The sequence below is a fragment of the Thermotoga sp. Mc24 genome (genome assembly GCF_000784835.1).
Lineage (GTDB): Bacteria > Thermotogota > Thermotogae > Thermotogales > Thermotogaceae > Thermotoga.
In genome coordinates this window covers 45,760-69,622 of record NZ_JSFH01000011.1, presented here as the reverse complement: position 1 = coordinate 69,622, position 23,863 = coordinate 45,760, and the positions used below count along the sequence as shown (strand labels likewise).

At 45.1% G+C, this 23,863-nt stretch carries 28 protein-coding genes and 1 tRNA gene; 25 read left to right on the top strand and 4 right to left on the bottom strand.

Annotated features, from left to right (window positions below; translation table 11 throughout):
• The first annotated feature begins 16 nt into the window (after positions 1-16).
• From MC24_RS07225 to yqeH, 8 genes are read left to right on the top strand one after another with little or no spacing between them, the layout of a single operon-like run.
• Positions 17-1,387, top strand: a complete 1,371-nt coding sequence (locus tag MC24_RS07225; RefSeq protein WP_038054018.1) for a PEGA domain-containing protein — start codon at positions 17-19, stop codon at positions 1,385-1,387.
• Positions 1,388-1,425: 38 nt separating this feature from the next.
• Entirely contained in the window at positions 1,426-2,187 is a 762-nt protein-coding gene (locus MC24_RS07220) for a response regulator (protein ID WP_038054016.1), read from the top strand.
• A complete protein-coding gene (gene ftcD / locus MC24_RS07215; protein ID WP_038054013.1) occupies positions 2,184-3,098 on the top strand; it encodes a glutamate formimidoyltransferase in 915 nt (304 codons plus the stop codon). Before MC24_RS07220 ends, ftcD begins: the two co-directional genes overlap by 4 nt.
• Positions 3,095-3,550 carry a 23S rRNA (pseudouridine(1915)-N(3))-methyltransferase RlmH gene (locus MC24_RS07210; RefSeq protein ID WP_038054011.1) on the top strand — a complete coding sequence of 152 codons (456 nt, stop codon included), beginning with the start codon at positions 3,095-3,097 and terminating at the stop codon, positions 3,548-3,550. Before ftcD ends, MC24_RS07210 begins: the two co-directional genes overlap by 4 nt.
• 16 nt (positions 3,551-3,566) lie before the next feature.
• Positions 3,567-4,934 carry a hemolysin family protein gene (locus tag MC24_RS07205; RefSeq protein WP_038054008.1) on the top strand — a complete coding sequence of 456 codons (1,368 nt, stop codon included), beginning with the start codon at positions 3,567-3,569 and terminating at the stop codon, positions 4,932-4,934.
• On the top strand, positions 4,873-5,271 hold the full coding sequence (cdd, locus tag MC24_RS07200; RefSeq protein WP_038054006.1) for a cytidine deaminase: 399 nt from the start codon (positions 4,873-4,875) through the stop codon (positions 5,269-5,271). Before MC24_RS07205 ends, cdd begins: the two co-directional genes overlap by 62 nt.
• Positions 5,267-6,163 carry a GTPase Era gene (era, locus tag MC24_RS07195; protein ID WP_200883242.1) on the top strand — a complete coding sequence of 299 codons (897 nt, stop codon included), beginning with the start codon at positions 5,267-5,269 and terminating at the stop codon, positions 6,161-6,163. The genes cdd and era overlap by 5 nt, the downstream gene beginning before the upstream one ends.
• Positions 6,164-6,174: 11 nt before the next feature.
• Positions 6,175-7,266, top strand: a complete 1,092-nt coding sequence (gene yqeH, locus MC24_RS07190) for a ribosome biogenesis GTPase YqeH (protein WP_038054000.1) — start codon at positions 6,175-6,177, stop codon at positions 7,264-7,266.
• On the opposite strand, the gene dnaJ is transcribed toward yqeH, so the two are convergent.
• The 3 genes from dnaJ to hrcA are packed head-to-tail and all read right to left on the bottom strand — an operon-like array spanning position 7,263 to position 9,919.
• Complete coding sequence (dnaJ, locus tag MC24_RS07185) at positions 7,263-8,372, bottom strand: molecular chaperone DnaJ (protein ID WP_038053998.1); 1,110 nt, start codon at positions 8,370-8,372, stop codon at positions 7,263-7,265. The two genes, yqeH and dnaJ, sit on opposite strands and share 4 nt — an antisense overlap.
• A gap of 6 nt (positions 8,373-8,378) precedes the next feature.
• Positions 8,379-8,897, bottom strand: coding sequence for a nucleotide exchange factor GrpE (locus tag MC24_RS07180; protein WP_038053995.1), 519 nt, complete (start codon positions 8,895-8,897; stop codon positions 8,379-8,381).
• Between the two features lie 5 nt (positions 8,898-8,902).
• The gene (gene hrcA, locus MC24_RS07175) at positions 8,903-9,919 is read right to left on the bottom strand and encodes a heat-inducible transcriptional repressor HrcA (RefSeq protein ID WP_038053994.1); all 1,017 of its coding nucleotides are present in this window, start codon (positions 9,917-9,919) and stop codon (positions 8,903-8,905) included.
• A 128-nt stretch (positions 9,920-10,047) separates the two neighbouring features.
• Here hrcA and MC24_RS07170 point away from each other — a divergent pair.
• The 11 genes from MC24_RS07170 to secF all read left to right on the top strand — a co-directional run bounded on the left by MC24_RS07170 (position 10,048) and on the right by secF (position 18,859).
• Positions 10,048-10,134, top strand: a tRNA-Leu gene (locus MC24_RS07170).
• A 54-nt stretch (positions 10,135-10,188) separates the two neighbouring features.
• Positions 10,189-11,196 (top strand): L-threonylcarbamoyladenylate synthase, encoded by a 1,008-nt coding sequence (locus MC24_RS07165; RefSeq protein WP_038053991.1) that lies wholly within the window; start codon positions 10,189-10,191, stop codon positions 11,194-11,196.
• Between the two features lie 7 nt (positions 11,197-11,203).
• Positions 11,204-12,685, top strand: coding sequence for a sensor histidine kinase (locus tag MC24_RS07160; RefSeq protein WP_038053988.1), 1,482 nt, complete (start codon positions 11,204-11,206; stop codon positions 12,683-12,685).
• On the top strand, positions 12,654-13,511 hold the full coding sequence (locus MC24_RS07155) for an HDOD domain-containing protein (RefSeq protein WP_038053984.1): 858 nt from the start codon (positions 12,654-12,656) through the stop codon (positions 13,509-13,511). The genes MC24_RS07160 and MC24_RS07155 overlap by 32 nt, the downstream gene beginning before the upstream one ends.
• A 12-nt stretch (positions 13,512-13,523) precedes the next feature.
• On the top strand, positions 13,524-13,919 hold the full coding sequence (rbfA, locus tag MC24_RS07150; protein WP_038053978.1) for a 30S ribosome-binding factor RbfA: 396 nt from the start codon (positions 13,524-13,526) through the stop codon (positions 13,917-13,919).
• On the top strand, positions 13,916-14,845 hold the full coding sequence (gene truB, locus MC24_RS07145; RefSeq protein ID WP_038053971.1) for a tRNA pseudouridine(55) synthase TruB: 930 nt from the start codon (positions 13,916-13,918) through the stop codon (positions 14,843-14,845). Before rbfA ends, truB begins: the two co-directional genes overlap by 4 nt.
• A 5-nt stretch (positions 14,846-14,850) precedes the next feature.
• The gene (gene ribF / locus MC24_RS07140; protein ID WP_038053968.1) at positions 14,851-15,732 is read left to right on the top strand and encodes a riboflavin biosynthesis protein RibF; all 882 of its coding nucleotides are present in this window, start codon (positions 14,851-14,853) and stop codon (positions 15,730-15,732) included.
• Positions 15,733-15,739: 7 nt separating this feature from the next.
• Positions 15,740-16,240 (top strand): ECF transporter S component, encoded by a 501-nt coding sequence (locus tag MC24_RS07135; protein ID WP_038053965.1) that lies wholly within the window; start codon positions 15,740-15,742, stop codon positions 16,238-16,240.
• Positions 16,233-16,580 (top strand): preprotein translocase subunit YajC, encoded by a 348-nt coding sequence (yajC, locus tag MC24_RS07130; protein WP_038053962.1) that lies wholly within the window; start codon positions 16,233-16,235, stop codon positions 16,578-16,580. Before MC24_RS07135 ends, yajC begins: the two co-directional genes overlap by 8 nt.
• Before the next feature lie 3 nt (positions 16,581-16,583).
• Positions 16,584-17,981 carry a protein translocase subunit SecD gene (secD, locus tag MC24_RS07125; protein WP_038053959.1) on the top strand — a complete coding sequence of 466 codons (1,398 nt, stop codon included), beginning with the start codon at positions 16,584-16,586 and terminating at the stop codon, positions 17,979-17,981.
• The gene (gene secF / locus MC24_RS07120; RefSeq protein WP_038053956.1) at positions 17,978-18,859 is read left to right on the top strand and encodes a protein translocase subunit SecF; all 882 of its coding nucleotides are present in this window, start codon (positions 17,978-17,980) and stop codon (positions 18,857-18,859) included. The genes secD and secF overlap by 4 nt, the downstream gene beginning before the upstream one ends.
• A 23-nt stretch (positions 18,860-18,882) precedes the next feature.
• On the opposite strand, the gene MC24_RS07115 is transcribed toward secF, so the two are convergent.
• Positions 18,883-19,950 (bottom strand): glucose-1-phosphate thymidylyltransferase, encoded by a 1,068-nt coding sequence (locus tag MC24_RS07115; protein ID WP_038053954.1) that lies wholly within the window; start codon positions 19,948-19,950, stop codon positions 18,883-18,885.
• 82 nt (positions 19,951-20,032) lie between these two features.
• Between MC24_RS07115 and rplI the strand changes: the two genes are divergently transcribed.
• Genes rplI through pdo form a run of 6 tightly spaced genes read left to right on the top strand, consistent with a single transcriptional unit; the run spans position 20,033 to position 23,861 of the window.
• Positions 20,033-20,482: a 50S ribosomal protein L9 gene (gene rplI / locus MC24_RS07110; RefSeq protein WP_038053952.1), complete on the top strand. Its 450-nt coding sequence runs from the start codon at positions 20,033-20,035 to the stop codon at positions 20,480-20,482.
• Positions 20,479-21,321 carry a ribonuclease Z gene (rnz, locus tag MC24_RS07105; protein WP_038053949.1) on the top strand — a complete coding sequence of 281 codons (843 nt, stop codon included), beginning with the start codon at positions 20,479-20,481 and terminating at the stop codon, positions 21,319-21,321. The genes rplI and rnz overlap by 4 nt, the downstream gene beginning before the upstream one ends.
• Positions 21,322-21,333: 12 nt before the next feature.
• Positions 21,334-21,756 carry an NfeD family protein gene (locus MC24_RS07100; RefSeq protein ID WP_038053946.1) on the top strand — a complete coding sequence of 141 codons (423 nt, stop codon included), beginning with the start codon at positions 21,334-21,336 and terminating at the stop codon, positions 21,754-21,756.
• Positions 21,757-21,769: 13 nt separating this feature from the next.
• Positions 21,770-22,687: an SPFH domain-containing protein gene (locus MC24_RS07095; RefSeq protein ID WP_038053941.1), complete on the top strand. Its 918-nt coding sequence runs from the start codon at positions 21,770-21,772 to the stop codon at positions 22,685-22,687.
• On the top strand, positions 22,684-23,166 hold the full coding sequence (locus tag MC24_RS07090; protein WP_038053939.1) for a hypothetical protein: 483 nt from the start codon (positions 22,684-22,686) through the stop codon (positions 23,164-23,166). The genes MC24_RS07095 and MC24_RS07090 overlap by 4 nt, the downstream gene beginning before the upstream one ends.
• Positions 23,167-23,195: 29 nt before the next feature.
• Entirely contained in the window at positions 23,196-23,861 is a 666-nt protein-coding gene (gene pdo, locus MC24_RS07085; protein WP_038053937.1) for a protein disulfide oxidoreductase, read from the top strand.
• Positions 23,862-23,863: the final 2 nt, after the last annotated feature.

Here is a 23,863-nt window from a genome sequence, read left to right as displayed (position 1 = left end):
TGAGGAGGTGTGACTCATGAGGAGATATGTGTTTTTTCTTCTGATTCTTGTCTCGATGGTGGCTTTCTCTTTCGATGCAAAGAGTATCATCATAGTACCCGAAAAACCTTACTTCACGGTGGATGTGTGGCTCAACAAACCGGAAGGCTCCGTTTATGAAGTTGGAGAGAGGATGGAGATCTTCGTCAAATCTTCCAAAGATGCCTACATACTCGTCTACGACATCAACGCACAGGGTAAAGTGACTCTCATCTTCCCGAACAAATATGAAAGCGACAACTTCGTCAGGGCGAATGAGATAAAAAAGATCCCTTCGAAATCAACCTACTCTCTCAGAGTTTCACCGCCGTATGGAAAAGAGTACATTCAGGTGATCGCGAGCGCACGGCCGATACCGATTTTCAACCAGCTGAAAGAACTTGGGACTGCCCAAGCCTTTCCGACGCTGTCTGACAACGTCGAAGAGTACGTTCAAAACAAGTTGAAACCTTACCTCAGTGATGAGTGGGTCTCCGATCTCACTTATTTCTATGTGGGAAGGGCTCCCGCTTTTGGAACGCTGATCGTTGACTCGACCCCTCCTGGAATGACAGTCTATATCGACGGTTCTTACAAGGGGAAGACACCGGTCACGGTGTCGGTGGACGAAGGAACACACTACGTGACGGTGTATTTCGAGAACTATACGTTCTACAAGGAAGTCTATGTGGAAAGAGACAAGACGGTAAAGGTGACAGCCACCCTGCCTCTCGCCCAGCTCTCTCTCAGTTCAAGCCCGAGCGGTGCGAGTGTCTATCTGAACGGAGTCTATCAGGGAAAGACTCCTCTGACGCTGAACCTTTCTCCCGGAAATTACACTGTCACGTTCAGAAAAGAGGGATACCGCGAAGAAACCCGGAACATAACGCTCAGTGCGGGAGAAACCAGATCCGTGTACGTCGCACTGAAACCATCGCAGTCTTCTTTGAAACTGAGAACAGATCCTTCTGGGGTCGACGTCTATATCAACGGAAGATACGTGGGAACGACCGATCAGAACGGCTTGAATCTCATCCTCGATCCGGGAACGTACGAGATAAAACTGGAAAAAGAAGGATACGAAACAGATCGCTTCACGGTGAATCTCGCACCGGGAGAAGAAAAAGAGATTTTCAGAAGGCTGGAGAGGAAAGTGGTCTTCTCAGAAGTCAGAATAGAAACTGACCCATCTAGAGCCGCAATATACCTGAACGGGTACTACCACGGTGAAACCCCCATCACTCTATATGTCCAGGTAGGAACCTACGAGATCACGATCGTGAAACCCGGCTACAGGACGATCGTAAAAACCATCACTTTTGATGATGAAGAGGAATACTTCAAATTCATCATGAACAAAATAGAGTGATCGATGTTAAAATTAGTGATAATAAGGAGGAGTTCACGGTGACTCCAACGGTTATGGTAGTGGATGAATCCAGAATCACCTTTCTTGCTGTCAAAAATGCCCTTGAAAAAGACGGTTTCAATGTGATCTGGGCAAGGAATGAGCAGGAAGCGTTCACGCTCCTTCGTCGTGAAAAGATCGATCTCGTATTTGTAGATATGTTCGAAGGTGAAGAGAGCCTGAACCTGATAAGAAGAATACGTGAGGAATTTCCCAACACAAAGATTGCGGTTCTGAGTGCATACGTTGACAAAGATCTCATTATTAATTCGGTGAGAGCGGGTGCGGTTGACTACATTCTCAAACCCTTCAAGCTTGATTATCTCTTGGAAAGAGTCAAAAAAATCATTTCTTCCGCACCTAGACTTACTGTTTCTCTCAGAAAAAACATCGAGGATCTTGAGATCACTTTTAAATTCGAAGATATTGTGAGAAAAGAAATAAAACGTTCCAACAGGACGGGTTCTCGCTTCTGCGTCATGTACGTTAAGTTCGAAGATATCATGAGAGATTATGAGGCTATTGGGAAGTTTTTCAGAGAAACGGATTACATATTTCCCATCTCTGCCAGCGAATACCTGTTTGTACTGACCCTGACGGGGAAACACGGAATAGAGGCCGTTACAAAGAGAATGAAAGAGAAACTTTCCGAACGTTTCAGCTACGCGTACGTATGTTACCCGGACGATGGTAAAACCTATGAGGAAATCATTTTAACTCTGAAAGATAGAATGGTGAAACCGAGGGGGAATGAGAATTGAAACTGATAGAATCGGTGCCAAACTTCAGCGAAGGGAGAAGAAAGGAAGTAGTTGAAAAGATTGTCGCGGAGGCGAAAAAATACGACAGGGTATGGGTTCTCGACTGGTCAATGGATGCGGACCACAACAGATCGGTGGTCACACTCGTGGGAGAACCGGAGAACCTCATAAACGCTCTCTTCGATATGACGAAAAAGGCAGCCGAACTCATCGATCTGAGAAATCACACGGGTCAACATCCCAGAATGGGTGCAGCGGATGTCATTCCTCTTGTACCCCTCTACAACACGACCATGGAAGAGTGTGTGGGGTATTCGAAAATACTCGGGCGCAGGATAGGAGAAGAACTGGGAATCCCCGTGTATCTCTACGAGAAATCTGCCACACGACCTGAAAGACAAAATCTTGCAGATATCAGAAGGGGAGAGTTTGAAGGTTTTTTCGAGAAGATAAAAGATCCTCTATGGAAGCCAGATTTTGGTCCCGACCGCGTACATCCCACAGCGGGCGTAACAGCAGTTGGTGCACGAGAGTTTCTCATAGCTTTTAACGTGAACCTCGGAACACGAGATGTGAAAATAGCCGAAAAAATAGCCAGGGCAATCAGGTTCTCCAGCGGAGGACTTAGATACGTCAAAGCGATAGGCGTTGATTTGAAAGGAAAGGGAGTTGTCCAGGTCTCTATTAACATAACAGATCACAAAAAAACACCTCTCTATCGAGTTTTCGAACTCATAAAGATGGAAGCCGAAAGATACGGAGTACCGGTTCTGGGATCGGAGATAGTAGGACTTTTCCCGCTCGAATCTTTGTTGAAGACGGTTTCTTACTACCTGAGAACGGACCTCAACGCTAAAAAGGTCATAGAATCCAGTCTTCTGGAAATACTCGTTAGAGAGAGTGAGAAATGAGAGTAAGAATAGCGGTGAACGGAAAGCTGGACGGTTTTATCAGAGAAGGGATAGGGCACTACGAAAAGTTCTTGAGACGATTTTGTAGGCTGGAAGTTCTCGAAATAAAGCGAATCCACAGAGGAAGCATCGAAGAAATCGTCAGGAAAGAAACGGAAGATCTGGCAAACAGGATTCTTCCTGGAAGTTCTGTAGTGGTCATGGATAGGAAAGGTGAAGAAGTCTCTTCAGAAGAGTTCTCTGATTTTCTCAAAGATTTGGAAATGAGAGGAAAGGATATAACTATCCTGATAGGTGGGCCTTACGGGTTGAGTGAGGAGATTTTCGCGAAGGCCCACCGTGTTTTTTCATTATCGAAGATGACCTTTACACATGGAATGACCGTTTTGATAGTACTGGAGCAGATATTCAGAGCGTTTAAAATAATCCATGGTGAAAACTATCACTATTGATGGAGGTGGAACAGAAGTGGAAGATCCTGTCAGTAATGCTTTGACTCTTGGACTGGAGTCGCTGTTGCTGGTCATCCTGATCTATCTGTCGAACTTTTTCTCTTCTTCGGAGACCGCACTCACCCTCATGAGTAAGGTCAAGATCAAAGAGTTTCTGGAAGAAAAGGAGGAAAGTTCTGAAAAAGCAAGTTACATACACCTGTTCAACAAGTATCTCACTACGATTCTCATAAGTAACAATCTCGTCAATCTCCTCGCATCTTCTATTTCCACTCTCATCTTCTTGAATCTGCTCAGAAACGTGAGCGAAGAGTTCGTGGCAATCGTATCTACTCTCTTCATTACCACCATCCTTCTCATCTTCGGTGAGATTACACCGAAGGTCCTGGCCCGATCAGATCCAGAACGTGTGTTCCGCAGATCGATAGGAACTATAAGATTTCTCACACGAGTTCTGGATCCCATAGGAAGGTTACTCGTGAAAATAGCAGATGGCATCATTTCTCTGAGGCATGGAAAAAAGGTCTCTGAAGATCTGTTCATAACTGAGGAGGATATCGTTTCTATTGTTCAGGTCGGAGGAGAAATGGGTGTCATAGAGGAGGAAGAAGAAAGGATCATCAAGCGCGCTTTCGAGATGAAACAGATAGCCGTGAAAGAAATCATGACACCGCGGGTTGACATAGTGGCAATAGAGGAGAATCAAACGGTGAAAGACCTCATCGAACTGGTTGAAGACGAAGGATACTCCAGAATACCCGTCTATAAAGAAACCATAGACAACATCGTGGGTATCTGCTACGCTAAGGATGTACTTTCGATTCTGGCGGCAAAAGATTGCGAAGAAGTGAAAAGTATGAAAGTTAAAGATATCATGAGAGAAGCCCTGTACGTTCCCGAGACGATGAACATAGATGAACTCCTTAAGATCCTCAAAGCCAGGAAGATTCATATAGCGATCGTTGTGGATGAGTATGGAGGAACAGCCGGTATCGTAACGCTCGAAGACATCATAGAAGAACTCTTTGGAAACATAATGGACGAGTACGACTACGATGAGATCTCCGGTATAAGAAAAATCGATGAAAGGACTTTTGTGGTAGATGGCACCACACCGATAAACGACATCGAGATGGAGTTGCGTGTTCAATTTCCAGAAACGGAGTACGAAACGATAGCAGGATATCTGCTCGAGCATTTCAAGAGAATCCCAAACGTTGGAGAAGAAGCGGTGATCGGAAATCTGTATTTCAAAATACTCGCTGTCGGGAAAAACAGAATAGAGAAAGTCATGATAAAGATACTTGGGAGGGAAGAGATCAATGGTGGATCCGGAGAAACTGGTGAAAATGGCTCTGGAAGCCAGGAAAAAGGCGTACGCTAAGTACTCGGGTTTCAGAGTAGGTGCCGCTTTGCTCGCGAAGAGTGGAAAAATATACACGGGGGTGAATGTGGAGAATTCTTCTTACGGTCTTACAGTTTGCGCTGAAAGAGTAGCCGTGTTCAAGGCTGTCTCTGAAGGAGAGAGGGAGTTCGTGGCAATAGCAATAGCATCGGATTCTCCAGATAAGACTACTCCCTGCGGTGCTTGCAGACAGGTTCTCTACGAATTTTCCGATGATCTGGATGTGATAATGGCAGATAAAGATGGAAACTTCGAAGTTGTGAAATTGAAAGATCTTCTACCAAGAGGGTTCAGGCTGGGAGGTGGTGAACATTAAATCGGGTTTTGTCGCTCTGGCAGGAAAACCGAATGTGGGGAAATCGACTTTCATAAATACTGTTATGGGAAGAAAAGTAGTGATCGTCTCAGACAAACCACAAACTACCAGGAACAGGGTAAATTGTATCTACACGGACAAAGATAGTCAGATCATATTTGTGGATACTCCCGGTATCCACAAACCTCTTCACAGACTTGGAGAATACATGGTGAAGGCTGCTGTTCAGGCTCTTAAAGGAGTGGATCTGATTCTCTTCATGCTGGACGCGGCGGATGGCTTTACGAAGACAGACGAACATGTTGCGAAGATTGTGAGCGAGTCTGGAACCAAAACTATCATCGCTGTGAACAAGATCGATGTGGCGGGTGAAGAAAGAGCAAAAGCGGTGGGAGAACTTGCAAAAAACATGGTGGAAAACGCCGTGGCTGTTCACTACATATCCGCTTTGAGAGGCGAAGGTGTCTATGAGGTTCTGGAAAAGATAAAGGAAGAGCTACCCGAGGGACCACAGTATTACCCCGAGGACATGGTAACGGATCGTCCTCTCTCTTTCATGGCTGCTGAAATCATAAGGGAGAAGATCTTTCATCTCACAAGGCAGGAGGTACCTCACTCCACGGCCGTGGTGATTGAGGAAATAAAGGATAGACCAAACGGTGTTCTCTACATACGTGCGAACATATACGTGGAACGTGATTCTCAGAAGGGGATTATCATAGGAAAGAACGGTAGCATGATAAAAAAGATTGGAACGCTCGCCCGTGAGGAACTGGAGTTTCTCGTGGGAAGAAAAGTGTATCTCGACCTGAACGTCAAGGTAAAAGAAAATTGGAGAGAAAAGGACTTCATCATACTACAGGAAATAGGATTGAAAGACGACATAAAATGAGGTGAGACTCGATGAAGTGTCCCGGATGCGGAGCAGCCATTCAGTTTGAGGATCCAAAAAAACCAGGGTACATCCCACGTCAGGTCTTTGAAAGAAGACTCGAAGAAGGAAGAGAAATACTCTGTCAAAGATGCTTTCGGATGAAACATTACGGCAAACTGGAGCCAGTCGAATTCAATTGGGATTTCAAAAACCAGTTGAAATCGTACCTTGGAGGATTCGATGTTGTGGTCTGGGTGATCGATATTTTCGATTTCGAGGGAACTTACAGAGAGGATATAGCAGAAATTTTGAAGGGGAAGAGGGTTATCTACGCCATAAACAAGGTCGATCTCCTGCCAAGGGTGGTTACAGTGAAGGAAATCAAAGAATGGGTGAAGAAAAGGATAAGAGTACACAATCCGGATGACATAAGGATCGTCAGTGCTGAAAAAAATTTTGGTCTGAGCTCGCTTGTGAAGTATCTTTCACTGTTGACCGACAAGGCGTTGGTGGTGGGAGTAACGAACGTTGGAAAATCTTCTCTGATGAACAAGATCTGTACCCATGAGAACACCATAAGTCCCTTCCCGGGGACAACTCTGGGTATTCTCAGAAGAAAGGTAAGAGAAGCGAATCTGTATCTCTACGATACACCAGGTATCATGACAAACGATAGAATTCTCGATCTTCTGGATTCTGAATGTCAAAAAAGAGTTTTACCAAGAGAAGAACTCTCCAGGAAAACCTTCAAGCCGGATAATGGCAGAACCGTCTTTATGGGAGGGCTGTGCCGATTCGATATCCACTATGAAACGGAAAAGAAACCGATCTTTCTGCTTTTCTCCTCCAAAGAGGTAACTTTCCATGAAACGAAAAGAGAGAGGGCGGACGAACTCATGAAAAAAAGACTGGGAGATCTGTTGATTCCTCCGTGTTCCAAAACAGAATTTGAAAACTTCAAGTGGAAGAGAGAAATTTTCACATTAAAAGAAGGAGAAGAACTGGCGGTGGCAGGACTGGGATGGATGAGTGTCCGAAGAGGCCCTTTCACCGTCGAAGTCACGGTTCCAGATAACGTTAAGCTTGTTGTAAGAGAAGCACTCGTCAATCCCAAGCGTTAACCGATCGTGACCCCGCGTTTTTTCGCCAGGTCTTCAAGGACTTTTCTTTCCTCTCTGGAAAGAGTCTTTGGTATCTCAACGTGTACATTTACGATGAGATCTCCGCGTCTTCCATACCTGTTTGGAAGGCCTTTTCCCTTCAATCTGAAGACGGTTTCCGGCTGAGTTCCCGGAGGAATCTTCAGCATTGTCGTACCACCTTCTGGAAGAGGAACTTCAACGGTTGTTCCCAAAATGGCCTGGAGGTAGTCTATTGTAACATCGTACACGAGATCCGAACCGGATTTTTTGAATCTGGAATCTGGTCTCACACGAACGACGATTATCAAATCACCGTAAGGTCCACCGTAGTATCCCGCATTTCCACCGCCAGTGATTCTAAGCTGAGTTCCATCTTCCACATTTGGCGGTATTTTCACCGTTCTCCTGACCTTTCTGAGAACTCTACCACTTCCACCACACTCGTGGCAGTACTCCCGTGGAATCTTCCCTGTGCCACCGCATCTCTCACAGGTTCTCTCACTAACGAAGTATCCAAAGAACGATCTTCGTTCTTCTCTGATCCTTCCCGTTCCACCGCAACTTAGACAGTTTACGTACCCAGTATCGGGTTCCACGCCGGTTCCGCCACACCTTGGACAGGTTTCGTACCTTTCGTATTCCACGGGCATCTCCGCTCCGTTGATCAAATCGGAGAGAGTTACTTCTATTTCGTACCTTATATCTTCGCCTCTTCGAGTGTATTCTCTTCTTTCTTCCTGGTGAGGTCTTTCGCCAAAGAAAACGTCGAATATGTCCCTGTTGAAGATGTTTTCAAACTCTCTAAATATATCGTCGAAGAAGCCACCGGATTCTGTTTCCTGATACACAGGCTGTTCTCCCACGTACCCGAAACGATCATACATGGCCCTCTTCTGTGGATCGCTGAGAACCTCGTAGGCCTCCTGAATTTCCTTAAAACGCTGTTCAGCCTCTTTTCTGTTTTCTGGATGTCGATCCGGGTGCCACTCTTTCACCAGTCTTTTGTAAGCCCTTTTTATTTCTTCCTGTGTGGCATCTCTGGGAACACCGAGAATTTCGTAGTAGTCCTTTTTTTCACGTTTCATAATGCATCACTCCTTCTTGTTAGAAGGTTCTTCAGCCATCCTTTCTTCCTTTTTTCGTGGTTTTACTGCAACCTTCACTTTTGCGGGTTTCAGGACTTTCCCGTGGTATTTGTAACCGTTCTCTACTACCTCGAGGACGGTGTATTCTTCCACGTCTTCCGTTTCTACTCTTTCAACTGCTTCGTGTTCAAAAGGATCGAATTTCTCTCCTACGTGGATCTTTGTGAGCCCTTCTTTTTCCAAGACGTTCAGGAGTTTTTTGTATATCATTTTCACGCCTTCGTAGAAAGCGTTCCCCTTTTCTCCCTGATTCAGTGCTCTTTCGAAATCATCAAGAACGGGAATGAGTTTCAATATGAGGTATTCGTTTGCGTTCTTTATCAGTTCTCTTTTTTCACGGGCGACTTCCTCACGATAGTTTTCGTATTCGGCCTTCAGTCTTTTTGCGTACTCTTCAAGTTCTTTATATTTTTCTTTCAGTTCTTCACATTCCTGTGTGAGTTCCTTTTTGTCCTTTTCACTCATCTTTTTCACCTCCTGGAGGTCGAAGTGAAATACTCCGAAAGACGGTTCAGTATGTATTCAAATATCCTGTGATTTCTATCGTATTTCGTAACCTTCGACGTGAAGAGGTACACACTGCCGATAGGAGATTCTCCTTTGAAGTATTTTCCTGAAAAAACAGCGAATTTTTCCAGCTTTTTTCTGCCGATTTCCCTTCCTATCCTGACAGTTATGCCTTCTTCAGCTAAGCTCTCAAGAAATTTCTGATCTTTGATTTCTTCGAGAAGGTTTCTGATGTCCTCCAGAGTAAGTGTCTCATCCCTTAGAAGATTTTCAAGCCCCGCATCCAGATATCTTTCTATGGTCTCGCCTATAAAGGATTCTATCAACCTGAGAAATCCACTTCCTTTCAGACTTTCTATCCTACCCATCAACACTTCTCCTATTGTTCTGCCCCTGAGGAGGAAGTTGATCTGTCTTTCGATTTCTTCCCAGTTCAGTCGTTCCTGAGTTTTGATGGGGGTAACTCTGGAGACACCGAACTCCGTCAGTATAGAAAAGATGAGGTAGTCCTCCGAAACAGGGATAAGTATCACCCTGAGTATTTTCAAATCTCTGGTGTTTGGTCTTTCTATGAGGACGTAACCCTCCGTCAATCGGGCTAAGAGACTTCCTGCGAGGAAGAGAACTTTTTCTGGATCGGCGAGAGGTATCGATTTGAAAGTCTCCACGGCGAGATCCGCTTCTGATGTCTCTTTTGAGATCTTCAGCATCTCTTCGTAGTAAAATCTCAGCCCCTTGTCGGTTGGAATCCTTCCAGCCGATGTGTGGGGCTGGTATATGTATCCAAGGTACTCCAGTTTTTTCATATCATTTCTTATAGTGGCACTGCTGAACTCTATGTTGCTCACTTCCAGAACTCTCTGCGAGCTCACGGGTTTTTTGTTTTCTATGTACTCTCTCACGATGCAGTAAAGCACCTTTCTCTGGCGATCATTCAATTTTTTCGAAGATTCGCTGTTTTTTCTGTTGAACCTTCTCATGATTTAGCACTCCCTTCTTTTGAGTGCTAATAATAAGTTTAGCACACATTTTAAAAGAATTCAAGAAGAAAGAGAATTCCTTGAGCTTGACTTCAAAAAGAGGGAACTGGTACTATATATTATAGAGGGCCGAGGTGGCGGAATGGCAGACGCGGCTGACTCAAAATCAGCTGGGGGATGACCCCGTGCGGGTTCAAGTCCCGCCCTCGGCACCACAGGGGGCTCCAGAGAGCCCCTTTATTTTGTATCATATCAGGAGGGAGAAACCTGTGACTAAAGTGTTAAAGGTGGACCCCCTCTTCCCCAACGAAGAAGTTTTGAAAGAAGCAGTCGAGCTTCTCCGGAACAGAGAAGTTATCATTTTCCCCACTGAAACCGTTTACGGAATAGGAGCGGACGCGTACAACGAAGAAGCCTGCAGGAAGATCTTCGAGTTGAAGGGAAGACCCACTGACAATCCCCTCATTGTTCATATACATTCTTTCGAGCAGCTGGAAGAAATCGCAGAGGGTTATGAAGCTCATCTGGACTTTTTGAAAAAGTTCTGGCCGGGACCGCTGACAGTTATTCTTCGAAAAAAATCTGAAAAGATACCTCCCGTGGTGACCGCTGGTCTTTCGACAGTGGCTGTGAGGATGCCGGCACATCCGGTGGCCCTGAAGTTGATAAAACTCTTTGGCCATCCTGTAGCCGCTCCAAGCGCAAATCTATCGGGGAGACCCAGCGCTACCAACGTGCAACACGTCATAGAAGACTTCATGGGTAAAGTTAAGCTGATAATCGACGCGGGGAATACCCCCTTTGGCCTGGAGTCCACCATTGTGGACCTCACAAAAGAAAAGCCCGTTCTTCTGAGGCCAGGGCCAGTGGAGGTTGAGCGATTGAAGGAGCTCTTTCCGGAACTCGTAGTACCTGATTTTGTACGAAAAGGGAATTTTAAAGGCAGACCGCTTGCACCGGGAATGAAATACCGACACTACGCTCCTTCAAAGCCTTTGATACTCGTAGAAGATTTGACGAAGATGGAAGAAGTATTGAAAAAGTATCCAAACCATGTGGTCATCTGTGTTGATGAGAGAAAGGAGCTGTATGACGATATAATCGTTGTGGGATCTTTGAAAAATCCCTACAGTATCGCCCAAAACATCTTTTCTGTTCTGCGAGAAGCAGAAAAAAGGGGTAAAGAGTATATAATTGTTGAGGGATTTGAAGAACGGGGAATTCTGTTTGCTGTGATGAATCGTCTGAGAAAAGCGGCGACGGAAATTGTGAGGTGATTTTTCCTTGGAGGAAACACAAGAAAAGATAAAAAAACAGAGCGATCGTCTGTTTTTACTCCTTTCGATAATGATAATGGAGTTTTCCAATGCGAAAACAGAAAATGATATTCTTCAGGGTCTTTTGGACCTTGTAAAGAAAGTGGTTGATATTAAAGAAGTGATCCTCGTCGATGAAAACAAGAGAAAAATCTGGGGAAGAGATGTCGATATAAAAAGATTCGAAGAGTTCATTGACTGGTCCATCAGACAATCCAATCCCGTCTTTATAGAGGATGATCTCAGTTATATTGGAATAGTTCCTGTTGTGAAGCAAAACAGGATGTTTGGAAGCTTAATTGTACTACTGAATCATCAGCCATCGATGGAAGAAACGGAGATTTTCAAAGTTCTTTCGTTTCTTTCGGCGATCGTTCTGGAAAACATAAAGCTGTACAGAGAGTTAGAAGAAACGTACAACTACGTGAACGTTATTCTTAACGGTCTTCCAGAAGGTATCTTTGTTTATTCGAATGGAGAAATAAAATTTCAGAATGAAAAGTTCAAAGAGGAGAATTTTCCAGACGAAGTTCTGAAGAAGGCCGTTTCTCTGTCAGAAGAGGCAATATCTTTGCGAACACAAAGAAATGGTGAAGTAATATTGGAGGAAGAGTTCTTTTCCATCACCTCGATACCTCTTGCCCTCGGCAGCGAAGTCCAGGCGCTGACGATTGTTGAGAACGTGACAGAGTCAAAAGAACTCGAGAGACTGAAGCGTATAGACAGGATGAAAACAGAATTCATAGCGAACATCTCGCACGAGCTCAGAACACCTTTAACGGCCATAAAAGCCTATGCAGAGACAATTTACAACAGTCTGGAGGAACTGGATTTCAGCACCCTCAAGGAATTCCTCGAAGTGATAATGGATCAAAGCAACCACCTTGAAAATCTCCTGAACGAGTTACTGGACTTCTCCAGGCTTGAAAGAAAATCCCTTCAAATAAACAGGGAAAAAGTTGATCTCTGTTGTCTCGTAGAAAGTGCGGTGAACGCGATTAAAGAATTCGCTTCATCTCACAAAGTGAAGGTTTCCTTTGAGAGTAATGTTCCTTGTCCTGCGGAAGCTTACGTCGATCCGACAAGGATCAAGCAGGTGCTTTTGAATCTTCTCAACAACGGGGTGAAGTACTCAAAGAAAGATGCACCTGATAGGTATGTGAAGGTGATCTTGAATGAGAAAGATGGCGGTGTTCTCATAATCGTAGAGGACAACGGTATAGGAATACCGGATCACGCAAAGAATAGGATATTTGAACGGTTTTACAGGGTGGATTCTTCGTTGACCTACGAAGTGCCTGGAACGGGACTCGGCCTTGCCATAACAAAAGAGATCGTGGAGCTTCACAGTGGCAGGATATGGGTGGAAAGTGAGGTGGGGAAGGGATCCAGATTCTTTGTGTGGATCCCAAAAGACCGTGCCGGCGAAGATAATAGACAAGATAATTGAAGAGATAGACAAGTTACCCTCACCGAATGTTGTTGTTCAAAGGATAATCGCCGTTTGTTCGAAGCCGGATGCGTCTTCGACTGAAGTAGCGAACACTCTCATGATGGACGCAAGCTTGAGTGCCAGAGTGTTGAAACTAGCCAACTCAGCTTATTATGGTGTTCCAAGAAAGATAACCACGTTGAGCGAAGCAGTGATGATCCTTGGTTTTAAAACGGTGAGGAATCTCGCCCTCAGCGTTTTCACTTACGATATGGTTTTCAAAAACGGCTCTTCTGGCATCGACCGCGAAAAGCTCTGGGAGCATTTCGTAGTGAGTGCTATCGCTTCAGAAACCGTTGCAGAAGCAATGGGCTATCCCCTCAAGGAGGAGATTTTCATAGCGGGACTTCTTCACGATCTGGGCAAGGTGGTTTATGATCTTCTGTTCTCCGATATACTCGAAGCGGAAGTCAGAATCGCTCAAAAGACTAAGAAGAACCTCATAGACATAGAAGAGGAGCTTGGGATCCCACCACACCCTGAAGTAGGAGCAAAGCTACTCAGAAAGTGGAATTTCCCAGATCTTTTGATTTTGTCTGCGGAGTACCATCACAACGTTGAGGGCAACCCAAACGAACTCTTCGTCAATCAAGTTTCTATGGTCCACATTGGAGATGTGATAGCGAATATCATGATGAAAGGAGCATCTCTTTCGTGGGGAGATCCGGAACTTTCACCTTTCGCCTTGAATGTATTGAAGATGAAACCGAAAACTTTTTTGCGAATACTGGATAAATCTAAGGAGAAGTACAGCAAGGCTCAGGAATTCTTGCAGATAGATTAGGAGGTGAAAAGAATGAATCCAGCTTATAGAAAAGCCATGCTCGAATCGGAGATTCAGAAGCTTCTGACAGAAGCACTCCAGCAACTGAGAGACCCTCGTTTGAAGAAAGATTTCGTCACGTTTTCCAGAGTGGAACTATCAAAGGACAAAAGGTACGCAGACGTCTATGTCAGCTTTCTCGGCACACCAGAAGAGCGAAAAGAGACGGTTGAAATATTGAACAGAGCAAAGGGTTTTTTCAGAACCTTTATTGCCAAAAACTTGAGACTCTATGTTGCTCCTGAAATCCGTTTTTACGAGGATAAAGGCATAGAAGCGAGTGTAAAAGTTCACCAATTGCTGGTTCAACTCGGATACGATCCCCTGAAAGACAAAGAAAAGAAAGAGGAGGATAAGGAAGAAGAGTGAAGCACGGAATCCTTGTAACCTACAAACCTAAAGGACCCACATCGCACGATGTTGTGGACGAAGTGAGAAAAAAATTGAAGACGAGAAAAGTCGGACACGGAGGTACCCTCGATCCGTTCGCCTGTGGAGTTCTCATACTCGGTGTTAACCAAGGGACGAGAATTCTCGAGTTCTACAAAGATTTGAAAAAGGTGTACTGGGTGAAGATGAGACTCGGTTTGATAACCGAAACTTTCGATATAACAGGCGAGGTTGTTGAAGAACGGGAATGCAATGCTACCGAAGAGGAAATAAGAGAAGCAATCTTTTCTTTTGTGGGGGAATACAATCAGGTTCCACCTGTCTATTCTGCCAAAAAATACAAAGGCGAACGTCTCTACAAGCTGGCGAGAGAAGGAAAGATCATAAACCTTCCTCCAAGACGAGTGAGGATTTTCAGGATATGGGATGTGAACATTGATGGAAAAGATGTTTCTTTCAGAGTAGAAGCGTCTCCCGGCACCTACATAAGATCTCTCTGTATGGATATAGGTTACAAACTCGGTTGTGGTGCCACTGCTGTTGAACTCGTAAGAGAGAGCGTGGGCCCCCATACAATCGAGGAAAGTTTGAACGTATTCGAAGCTACACCTGAGGAGATAGAAAACAAGATTGTGCCGCTCGAAAAATGCCTCGAGTGGTTACCGTGTGTCGTCGTTCATCAAGAATCAACGAAAATGATTCTAAACGGCTCTCAAATATACCTTGAGATGCTCAAGGAATGGGACAGTTTCAAAAAGGGTGAGGTTGTCAGAGTGTTCAACGAAGAGGGGCAGTTGCTTGCTCTGGCTGAAGCGGAGAGAAATTCTTCGTTTCTAAAAACCTTGGGAAAACACGGGAGAAACGAGCGAGTTTTGACTCTCAGAAAGGTCTTCAACACGAGGTGAAAAGAATGGTTGTTAGCATTGGAGTTTTCGATGGGGTTCACATCGGACACCAGAAGGTTCTGAGAACCATGAAGGAAATAGCTTTCCTCAGGAAAGACGATAGCCTGATCTACACCATATCCTATCCCCCCGAGTACTTCTCACCGAATTTTCCCGGTCTTCTCATGACGGTAGAAAGCAGGGTGGAGATGCTTTCTCGTTACTCCAGAACCGTTGTTCTGGATTTTTTCAGAATAAAAGATCTCACTCCAGAAAAGTTTGTCGAGAGGTATCTATCTGGAGTGTCAGCTGTTGTTGTTGGAAAGGATTTCAAATTTGGCAAGAACGCAAACGGAGACGCGTCTTTTCTTAGAAAGAAGGGTATAGAAGTCTACGAAATCGAAGATGTGGTTGTTCAGGGAAGAAGAGTGAGCAGTTCTCTGATTAGAAATCTCGTTCAGGAAGGAAAAGCAGAGGAAATTCCTCTGTACCTTGGTAGATATTTCGAAATCGAAGGAATCGTCCACAGAGACAGGGAGTTTGGAAGAAAGTTGGGATTTCCAACTGCCAACATCGACAGAGGAAATGAAAAACTCGTAGATCTGAAAAGGGGAGTTTATCTGGTGAGAGTTCATTTGCCAGATGGAAAGAAAAAGTTTGGTGTCATGAACGTGGGTTTCAGACCCACCGTGGGTGATGCGAAAAACGTGAAGTACGAAGTGTACATCCTGGATTTTGGAGGAGATCTTTACGGACAGAAGCTGAAACTGGAAGTGTTGAAATTCATGAGGGACGAGAAAAAATTTGGTTCAATCAAGGAGCTGAAGTCTGCTATTGACCAGGATGTAAAGAACGCCAGAAACATGATAGATGATATAATCAATTCGAAGTTTGAAAAAGAGGGGTGATATTCGGATGCGAAAGCTGACTTACACTGCGATGTGGCTTGCTATTGGTGTAGCTCTTGCCTATCTCTTTCATCTGGTGAACCTTGGGAGAATGTTCCTGCCTCTCCACTTGGCAGCTATGCTCGCTGGAGCGACCTCTGGGGCTTTCGTGGGAGGAGTAACGGGTGCGGTACTTCCTTTTCTCTCGTTTTTAACGATGGGAATGCCCCCATTTCCAATGTTTCTCTTCATGATACCTGAGGTGTTCACGTACGGGCTCGTTATAGGGGTTATGAAGAAGAACATTTTCGTTCGAATTCTCATCGCCGTAGTTCTCGGAAGGCTTGTTTACTCGGTTTCTTACTACATTCTTGGGGCTCTTGTTGGCATTAAGCTTCAGCCGTTAACCTCCATTTTGTTGAGTTTCACCACAGGTATTCCCGGTATCGTTCTTCAATTCATTCTGGTTCCACTGGTTTACAGACGGCTTCAATTGATATTTGAGAAGGGAGGAAAGGAGAATGCCTGAGATCATTTACGCAGCAGCTCCAGGTGCTTCGAACGGTAGCACCACAACCGCAACAGGTGGCTGGGGAAGTCTCCTCTTCATGCTGATATTCTTCATAGCTATTTTTTACTTCATGATCATCCTTCCCCAGAGGAGAAGGGAAAAACAGTTTCAGCAGATGATAAGTCAGATAAAACGAGGAGACACAGTCGTCACAATTGGAGGAATCGTTGGGAAAGTCATCGATATCAAAAAAGACACCGTCAAGATCAAAACAGCGAATTCCACGGAACTTGAGATAACAAAAAGGGCTATTTCCACGGTTATAAAGGAGAGGTCACAGGAAGATCAGGAGGGATGATGAATGAGGGGAGACAGAGTAAGGCTCGTAGTAGTTCTACTGGTACTGGCTGGTGCTTTGCTTGCCATCTTCTGGCCCAGTAAAGGAGGATGGACGTCCAATATTCGCCTTGGACTGGATATAAAAGGTGGTGCAAGGATCGAATACATGCTTGAAGTTCAGCAAGGAACAGAAAATCCTTCCGATGTTGTGGATGACGTGTGGACTGTGTTGAGAAACAGGCTCGATGCGGCTGGTTACACAGAAGCAGCTGTCAATAAAGTGCTCCGGGATAACAAGTACTACATAGTGGTGGAGATACCCGGGGCAACCGACACGGTCCAGGCAGAAAAGTTGATCGGATCGACGGGTGTCCTTTATTTTGCTCAGGTTCTCGATGAGTACCTTGGTGAAGATCCGTACAAGGTACCTGAACTTTCCCTTGAAGCCAGAAGGGAAAATGCGGTATGGCTCAAAGGGAGAGACGGAAAGTGGTACCTCGTGAAAAAAGAGATAATGGGAAGGAGAGATCTGGTTCTTGAAGCCCCAAGAATCGTGTATGCAAGACCTGAAGTGGAGACAAGAACGGGAAGGTACGGTTACAAGGTCTCCTTTGAACTCGCGAAGGAATACGTCGATGTGTTCAAGAGGATCACACAGGCATTGTATGTTCCTGAAGGAACCTACGATCCAAAGAAGAGACTCGCCATAGTACTCGACAATGTTGTTCAGTTCGCGGGTCAGGTAGTCGCGATCATAACTGATGGGAAGGCAGAAATAACAGGTAACTTCTCACTGGAAGAAGCGAAACAGCTCGCTGCCATTCTGAGAAGTGGTGCGCTTCCCGCAAGGCTCGCAAAAACCTCTTCGGGATGGGTTGCACCACTCCTTGGACGTGATGTGATCGATGCCTCCCTGAAAGCGGGAATAATCGGACTCATACTCGTTCTCGCTTACATGATCATCTACTACAGAACGATGGGAATTGTCGCCGATCTTGCTCTCATTTACAACACCGTATTACTTCTTGGTGTGATGGCGGCCGGCAAATTCATCCTTACCCTCCCTGGAATAGCGGGTATCATCCTCACTATAGGAACGACCGTCGATGGAAACGTGATCATATACGAAAGAATAAAAGAAGAGATGAGACTGGGTAAACCTGTTAAAACTTCCATAGCGGCTGGTTTCGACAGATCGCTTTCGACGATACTCGATGCGAACATCACAACGATACTCACAGGTCTCATCCTCTACTATTTTGGTACTGGAACCATCAAAGGCTTTGCCATCACTCTGACCATCGGTGTACTTGGCAGTATCTTTGTGAATCTGGTGTTCAGCCGTCTGCTTCTCGATGCACTTGCGCGCTTCATAAAACCCTTCAGAGCCGGTGAGGCACAGGGAGGGACCGGGCAATGAGAAAAGAAATTGATTTCATGGGAAAGTCGAAGATCTTCATCGCGATCTCGCTGATACTAATAGCGATATCCATCGTTTCCATATTAACAAGAGGATTCAACTTCGGGGTGGAATTCACCGGTGGTTCTGAAATCATAGTGAGATTTGAAAATATAGAGATTACGGAAAGCGACATAAGAACGGCCATCTCTCAAATCTCTGAGGAATTTGCAAAGGCAAGGATAGTGGCAGTTCGTTCTGCGGGTGATCCTTCAAACGTTCAGAAGTACTCCATCATCGTTCCGAAAACTTACGAACCAGATGAAAAGCAGAAAATTCAGGAAGAGATGGAAAAACTCCTTTCTGGTAAGGTGGTGTCCTTCAATGAGATCAGTGGAACGGCGGCCGAGGAAATCAGAAGGGGAACGTGGACAGCGATTCTGGTGGCTCTTGTTGTTCTCCTCATCTACATCACTATCAGGTTCAGGTTCATCTTTGGAGTCGCTGCCGTTGTGGCTCTGATACACGATGTGCTCATCACCATGGGATTCTTCTCGCTGTTCGGCTACGAGATAAACGTCGCGGCGGTGGCAGCATTTCTCACGTTGCTTGGTTACTCTCTCAACGACACGATCGTTCTTTCAGACAGGATCAGAGAGAACATGAAAAGATATCGCGGAAGGAACATGGTGAACATTGTGAACATGAGTATAAATCAGGTACTCGCCAGAACGATAAATACCTCTCTCACCACGTTCTTCGTCGTTTTTGTCCTTCTTCTGTTCGCCGGAAACGCCGTCAAACCTTTCGCTTTTGGAATGACAGTGGGAACGGTTGTAGGAACGTACTCCTCGCTTTACATTGTCTCGCCTATCATCGTGAAGTGGACGAAACAATAAGAGGGGCTCAAAGCCCCTCTTTTTTAAAGTTCCACCCGACTCATGTCTCCCAGGATGAGATTCAAACTCGCGGGTCTCTTCTGTGATCCCCTCACAGAAACTCCCTTTCCCAGTATAGAAGAATCTATCCTTTTTTCCACACCCGTTATGGAGCATTCATCCATCACGATGCTGTTTTCCACTTCACAGTCTTCGAGAATCACGCCGTTGCCTATTGAAGAGTAGGGACCTATGTAAGAGTTCTTTATGAAGCAATTATCTCCTATGACTGCGGGACCTCTAATCACAGAATTGACGATTTTCGACGCTTTTCCTATTCTAACAGGCCCTTGTATGGAGGACTTGTCATCCATTTCCCCGAGAAGTTCTTCGGTTGTCTCCATCAGGATCTTCCTGTTGGCTTCTAGCAGATCTTCAGGCTTTCCAGTGTCTTTCCACCAACCGTAAACGATGTAACCTCGAACCTTTTCACCCTTTTCAATAAGGTATTCGATGGCGTCCGTTATCTCGAGTTCTCCTCTCCAAGAAGGTCTTATGTTCTTTATCCCTTCGAAGATCTTACTTTTGAAAAGATAGAGACCCACTATGGCGAGGTTGCTGGGAGGTGTTTTGGGTTTTTCCACAACCTTTATCACTCTGTCACCTTCCATCACGGCTACACCGAAACGGGTTGGATCCTTGACTGGTGATAGCAGAATTGAAGCGGCATAGTCCGAATTTTCAAAATCTTTCACGAATTTTCCCAGATCTTCGAGAATGAGGTTGTCTCCCAGGTACATCATGAAATCTTCGTCTCCAATAAATTCTCGTGAAACCCAGACGGCATGTGCAAGACCTTTGGGTTCCTCCTGGATGATGTAAGAGATCTTGAGACCGAAGTTCTCACCCGCACCAACTATGCTCTTGAACTCTTCGGCATTGTGAGGGCTCACCACGATCCCCACTTCTTCGATACCAGCTTGTGCGATATTTTCCAGACTGTAGAAGAGAATAGGCTTGTTAGCAATAGGAATAAGGTGTTTGGCGGTTGTGAACGTGAGTGGTCTGAGTCTTGTCCCTTTTCCAGCACACAGAACTATCGCTTTCTGCACACTTCACACCTCCTCTCTTCAAGATTATATCAATCAAGCATGATAGAATAGATAAGGAAAAATTTTCAGGAGGTGATCTGTTTTGAAGGTGATACTTCTCAGGGACATTCCAAAGATCGGAAAAAAGGGTGAAATCAAAGAAGTTTCGGATGGGTACGCGAGGAACTACCTCATACCCCGCGGTTTTGCAAAAGAATACACGGAAGGGCTTGAAAGGGCAATAAAACACGAAAAGGAAATAGAGAAAAGAAAAAAGGAACGAGAACGAGAAGAGAGCGAAAAGATCCTCAAGGAATTGAAAAAAAGAACTCACGTCGTGAAGGTCAAAGCGGGTGAAGGTGGAAAGATATTCGGAGCTGTTACAGCTGCGACACTCGCAGAAGAGATTTCAAAAACCACCGGTTTGGAGCTCGATAAAAAGTGGTTCAAACTGGACAAACCCATAAAAGAACTGGGTGAATACTCTCTGGAAGTCAGTCTGCCAGGAGGTGTTAAGGACACGATAAAGATCAGGGTGGAGAGAGAAGAATGAACATCATAGGGTTTTCAAAGGCGCTGTTTTCCACTTGGATCTATTATTCACCGGAGCGCATACTCTTCGATGCGGGAGAGGGTGTCTCCACGACTCTTGGAAGTAAGGTGTACGCCTTCAAATACATCTTTCTCACTCATGGTCACGTGGATCACATAGCGGGATTGTGGGGCGTTGTAAACATAAGGAACAACGGTATGGGAGACAGAGAGAAGCCCCTCGATGTTTTCTATCCAGAGGGGAATAGGGCAGTGGAGGAGTACACCGAATTCATAAAGAGAGCAAACCCCGATCTCAGATTCTCCTTCAATGTTCACCCTCTGAGGGAAGGTGAGACAGTTTTTCTGAGAGACGCAGGGGGATTCAAGAGGTACGTTCAGCCGTTCAAAACGAAACACGTTTCTTCTGAAGTGAGTTTTGGTTATCACGTATTCGAGGTTAGAAGAAAGCTGAAGAAAGAGTTTCAGGAACTGGACAGCAAAGAAATTTCACGTCTTGTAAAAGAGAAAGGTAGAGACTTTGTCACTGAAGAATATCACAAAAAGATCCTCACCATCAGTGGAGACTCGCTGGCACTCGATCCTGAGGAGATCCGTGGAACGGAACTGCTCATCCACGAGTGTACGTTCCTGGATGCACGTGATCGAAGGTACAAGAACCACGCCGCCATAGATGAAGTGATGGAGTCTGTGAAATCAGCAGGTGTCAAAAGAATCATTCTCTACCACATTTCCACCCGCTACATAAGACAGCTCAAGTCTGTCATAAAAAGATACAGAGAGGAAATGCCTGATGTAGAGATCCTTTACATGGATCCAAGAAAGGTGTTTGAAATGTGAGGAGGCGAAACTATGGAAGCCTGGGTGTTTTGGCTTGTTCTCGGTGTGATCCTTATGGTTGCGGAAATTCTCACACCTACATTCTTCATATTCTGGTTTGGAGTGGGAGCGCTTGCCGCTTCTCTGGTGTCACTTTATCTTGGGGTGTACGTTCAAATCATAGTCTTTGCAGCTGTATCTATAGTACTCGTCTTTTTCACGAGAAGGCTGGTTCAGAACTGGGAATCGCCAAGAAAAATCCATGTCGAAGAGATCGCCGGAAAAGTAGCGATCGTTATTGAAACAATAGACAACAGAAAGGGAACTGGCCTTGTGAAAATCAACGGAGATGTGTGGAGGGCGTACGTAGAAGACGACGATGAGATCATTGAGAAAGGAGAACACGTGAAGATAATGAAGGTGGAAGGTGCCCATGTGGTTGTAAAAAGAGTATGAGGGAGGTGTTTCTATGTTGATAGCTCTTGTTGTTTTGGTTTTCTTTCTGATCGTACTGGCTGCGAGTTCTGTAAGGATCGTTCGTCCGTACGAACGGGGGCTTGTGGAAAGGCTCGGGAAGTTCAAAAGAGAAGTCGGGTCTGGAGTACATTTCATAATTCCTTTCTTCGAGCGAATGATAAAGGTAGACATGAGAGAAAAAGTCATTGATGTTCCTCCACAGGAGGTCATAACAAGAGATAACGTGGTCGTAACGGTGGACGCCGTGATCTACTACGAGATCACCGACGCGTACAGGGTGGTTTACAACGTGAGCAACTTCGAGATGGCCACCATAAAACTCGCTCAGACGAACCTGAGAAACGTCATAGGTGAGCTGGAACTCGATCAAACACTCACATCCAGGGAAAGAATAAACATGAAGCTTCGAACCGTTCTCGACGAAGCAACGGACAAGTGGGGTGTGAGGATCACCCGAGTTGAAATTAAAAAGATAGATCCACCTCAGGATATCACCGATGCTATGAGCAAGCAAATGAAAGCAGAGAGAACAAAAAGAGCGGCTATACTGGAAGCGGAGGGTTACAAACAGGCGGAAATATTGAAAGCAGAAGGTGAGAAAAACGCGGCTATTTTGAGAGCAGAGGGTGAAGCGGAAGCCATAAAGAGAGTCGCAGAAGCGAACATGCAAAAACTCATTCTCGAAGCACGTGGACAGGCCGAGGCAATAAAGCTCGTTTTCAATGCAATACACGAAGGAAATCCGACCAAGGATCTTCTCACCGTCAGGTACCTTGAGACGCTGAAGGAAATGGCTAACGGTCAGGCGACAAAGATATTCCTCCCATTTGAAGCGAGTTCCATACTCGCAAGCCTGGGAGCTATATCTGAAATTTTCAAAAAGGAAGAAAACAAGAGGGATGAGAAATGATCTGGTTCCTTGAAGGGTTGTCCTTTTCTGTTGTTGGATTCTTTGTATCTGTCTTCTTTTCCTACCTCTATCTGAAGAGAAGAGAAAAAATTGATCTGAGCGCCCTCAAAATATTCAACGAGTTCACCACCCTCGGTCTCATTTACCTGTTTTCCTGGATTTTGAATTCTCTCTTTTTCTATCTGATAGTGGTCGTTCTTGCGGTGCTCTTTTTTCTTGGAGAGTCTGTTCATTTTCTGATGAGTATAAATGAACAGTACCGCATCATGTTCCTCTCCTTTGGATACAACGACAGAGAATTCAGCCTCTATCAGATCAGAAAGAAACTGTTCAAGTCCTTTGGAAGACCGGCTTTGAAGTTTTTTGGTCTGTACATCGTCTTTTCAAGTGCAGATTTAAAGAATCCTTTCGTGATTTCAATCTTGCTTGTTCTTGGTGTAACAATAGGTTTACTGAACGGAGTAGACAAACTCGACTAATTTGGTAGAATTATATCGGAGGTGAAAAAATGGGTATTTTGTCGGACAAGGACATCGCTTATCTCAAGGATCTTTTTGGGAAAGAGCTCAAAAGAAAGGTGAAGATCGTCTTCTTCAAGACGGAAGACAAAGCGCGCTGTCAGTACTGCGAAATCACAGAACAGGTCCTGGAGGAACTCGTCTCTGTCGATCCAAGACTTGAACTTGAAATCCGTGATTTCGACAGCGACAAGGAAGCGGTGGAAAAGTACCAGGTGGAAATGGTTCCCGCCACAATTCTTTTGCCCGAGGACGGTAAGGATTACGGTATCAGATTTTACGGAGTTCCCTCAGGACACGAATTTGGAACGCTCATTCAGGATATCATCGCCGTCTCTGAAGGAAAACCGCAGCTTTCTGAAGAGAGCATTCAGAAACTCCAGAATCTTGAGAAACCGATAAGAATCAGTGTGTTTGTTACGCCAACGTGCCCTTACTGCCCCAGGGCGGTTCTCATGGCTCACAACATGGCTATGGCCAGCGACAAGATAATCGGAGAGATGATAGAAGCGAACGAATACTGGGAGCTGAGTGAGGAATTCGGAGTCTCTTCTGTTCCCCACATTGTTGTGAACAGGGATCCGTCGAAATTCTTCGTAGGGGCTTATCCCGAGAAAGAATTCATAAACGAGGTGTTGAGGCTCGCAAAGGGGTGAGA

Bases quoted from the DNA above. Each gene is read 5' to 3' on its own strand.
- MC24_RS07225 (WP_038054018.1), top strand. From the start codon at position 17: ATGAGGAGATATGTGTTTTTTCTTCTGATTCTTGTCTCGATGGTGGCT.
- MC24_RS07210 (WP_038054011.1), top strand. From the start codon at position 3,095: ATGAGAGTAAGAATAGCGGTGAACGGAAAGCTGGACGGTTTTATCAGA.
- cdd (WP_038054006.1), top strand. From the start codon at position 4,873: ATGGTGGATCCGGAGAAACTGGTGAAAATGGCTCTGGAAGCCAGGAAA.
- yqeH (WP_038054000.1), top strand. From the start codon at position 6,175: ATGAAGTGTCCCGGATGCGGAGCAGCCATTCAGTTTGAGGATCCAAAA.
- dnaJ (WP_038053998.1), bottom strand. From the start codon at position 8,372: ATGAAACGTGAAAAAAAGGACTACTACGAAATTCTCGGTGTTCCCAGA.
- MC24_RS07180 (WP_038053995.1), bottom strand. From the start codon at position 8,897: ATGAGTGAAAAGGACAAAAAGGAACTCACACAGGAATGTGAAGAACTG.
- hrcA (WP_038053994.1), bottom strand. From the start codon at position 9,919: ATGAGAAGGTTCAACAGAAAAAACAGCGAATCTTCGAAAAAATTGAAT.
- rbfA (WP_038053978.1), top strand. From the start codon at position 13,524: ATGAATCCAGCTTATAGAAAAGCCATGCTCGAATCGGAGATTCAGAAG.
- ribF (WP_038053968.1), top strand. From the start codon at position 14,851: ATGGTTGTTAGCATTGGAGTTTTCGATGGGGTTCACATCGGACACCAG.
- MC24_RS07135 (WP_038053965.1), top strand. From the start codon at position 15,740: ATGCGAAAGCTGACTTACACTGCGATGTGGCTTGCTATTGGTGTAGCT.
- yajC (WP_038053962.1), top strand. From the start codon at position 16,233: ATGCCTGAGATCATTTACGCAGCAGCTCCAGGTGCTTCGAACGGTAGC.
- secD (WP_038053959.1), top strand. From the start codon at position 16,584: ATGAGGGGAGACAGAGTAAGGCTCGTAGTAGTTCTACTGGTACTGGCT.
- secF (WP_038053956.1), top strand. From the start codon at position 17,978: ATGAGAAAAGAAATTGATTTCATGGGAAAGTCGAAGATCTTCATCGCG.
- rnz (WP_038053949.1), top strand. From the start codon at position 20,479: ATGAACATCATAGGGTTTTCAAAGGCGCTGTTTTCCACTTGGATCTAT.
- MC24_RS07100 (WP_038053946.1), top strand. From the start codon at position 21,334: ATGGAAGCCTGGGTGTTTTGGCTTGTTCTCGGTGTGATCCTTATGGTT.
- MC24_RS07095 (WP_038053941.1), top strand. From the start codon at position 21,770: ATGTTGATAGCTCTTGTTGTTTTGGTTTTCTTTCTGATCGTACTGGCT.
- MC24_RS07090 (WP_038053939.1), top strand. From the start codon at position 22,684: ATGATCTGGTTCCTTGAAGGGTTGTCCTTTTCTGTTGTTGGATTCTTT.
- pdo (WP_038053937.1), top strand. From the start codon at position 23,196: ATGGGTATTTTGTCGGACAAGGACATCGCTTATCTCAAGGATCTTTTT.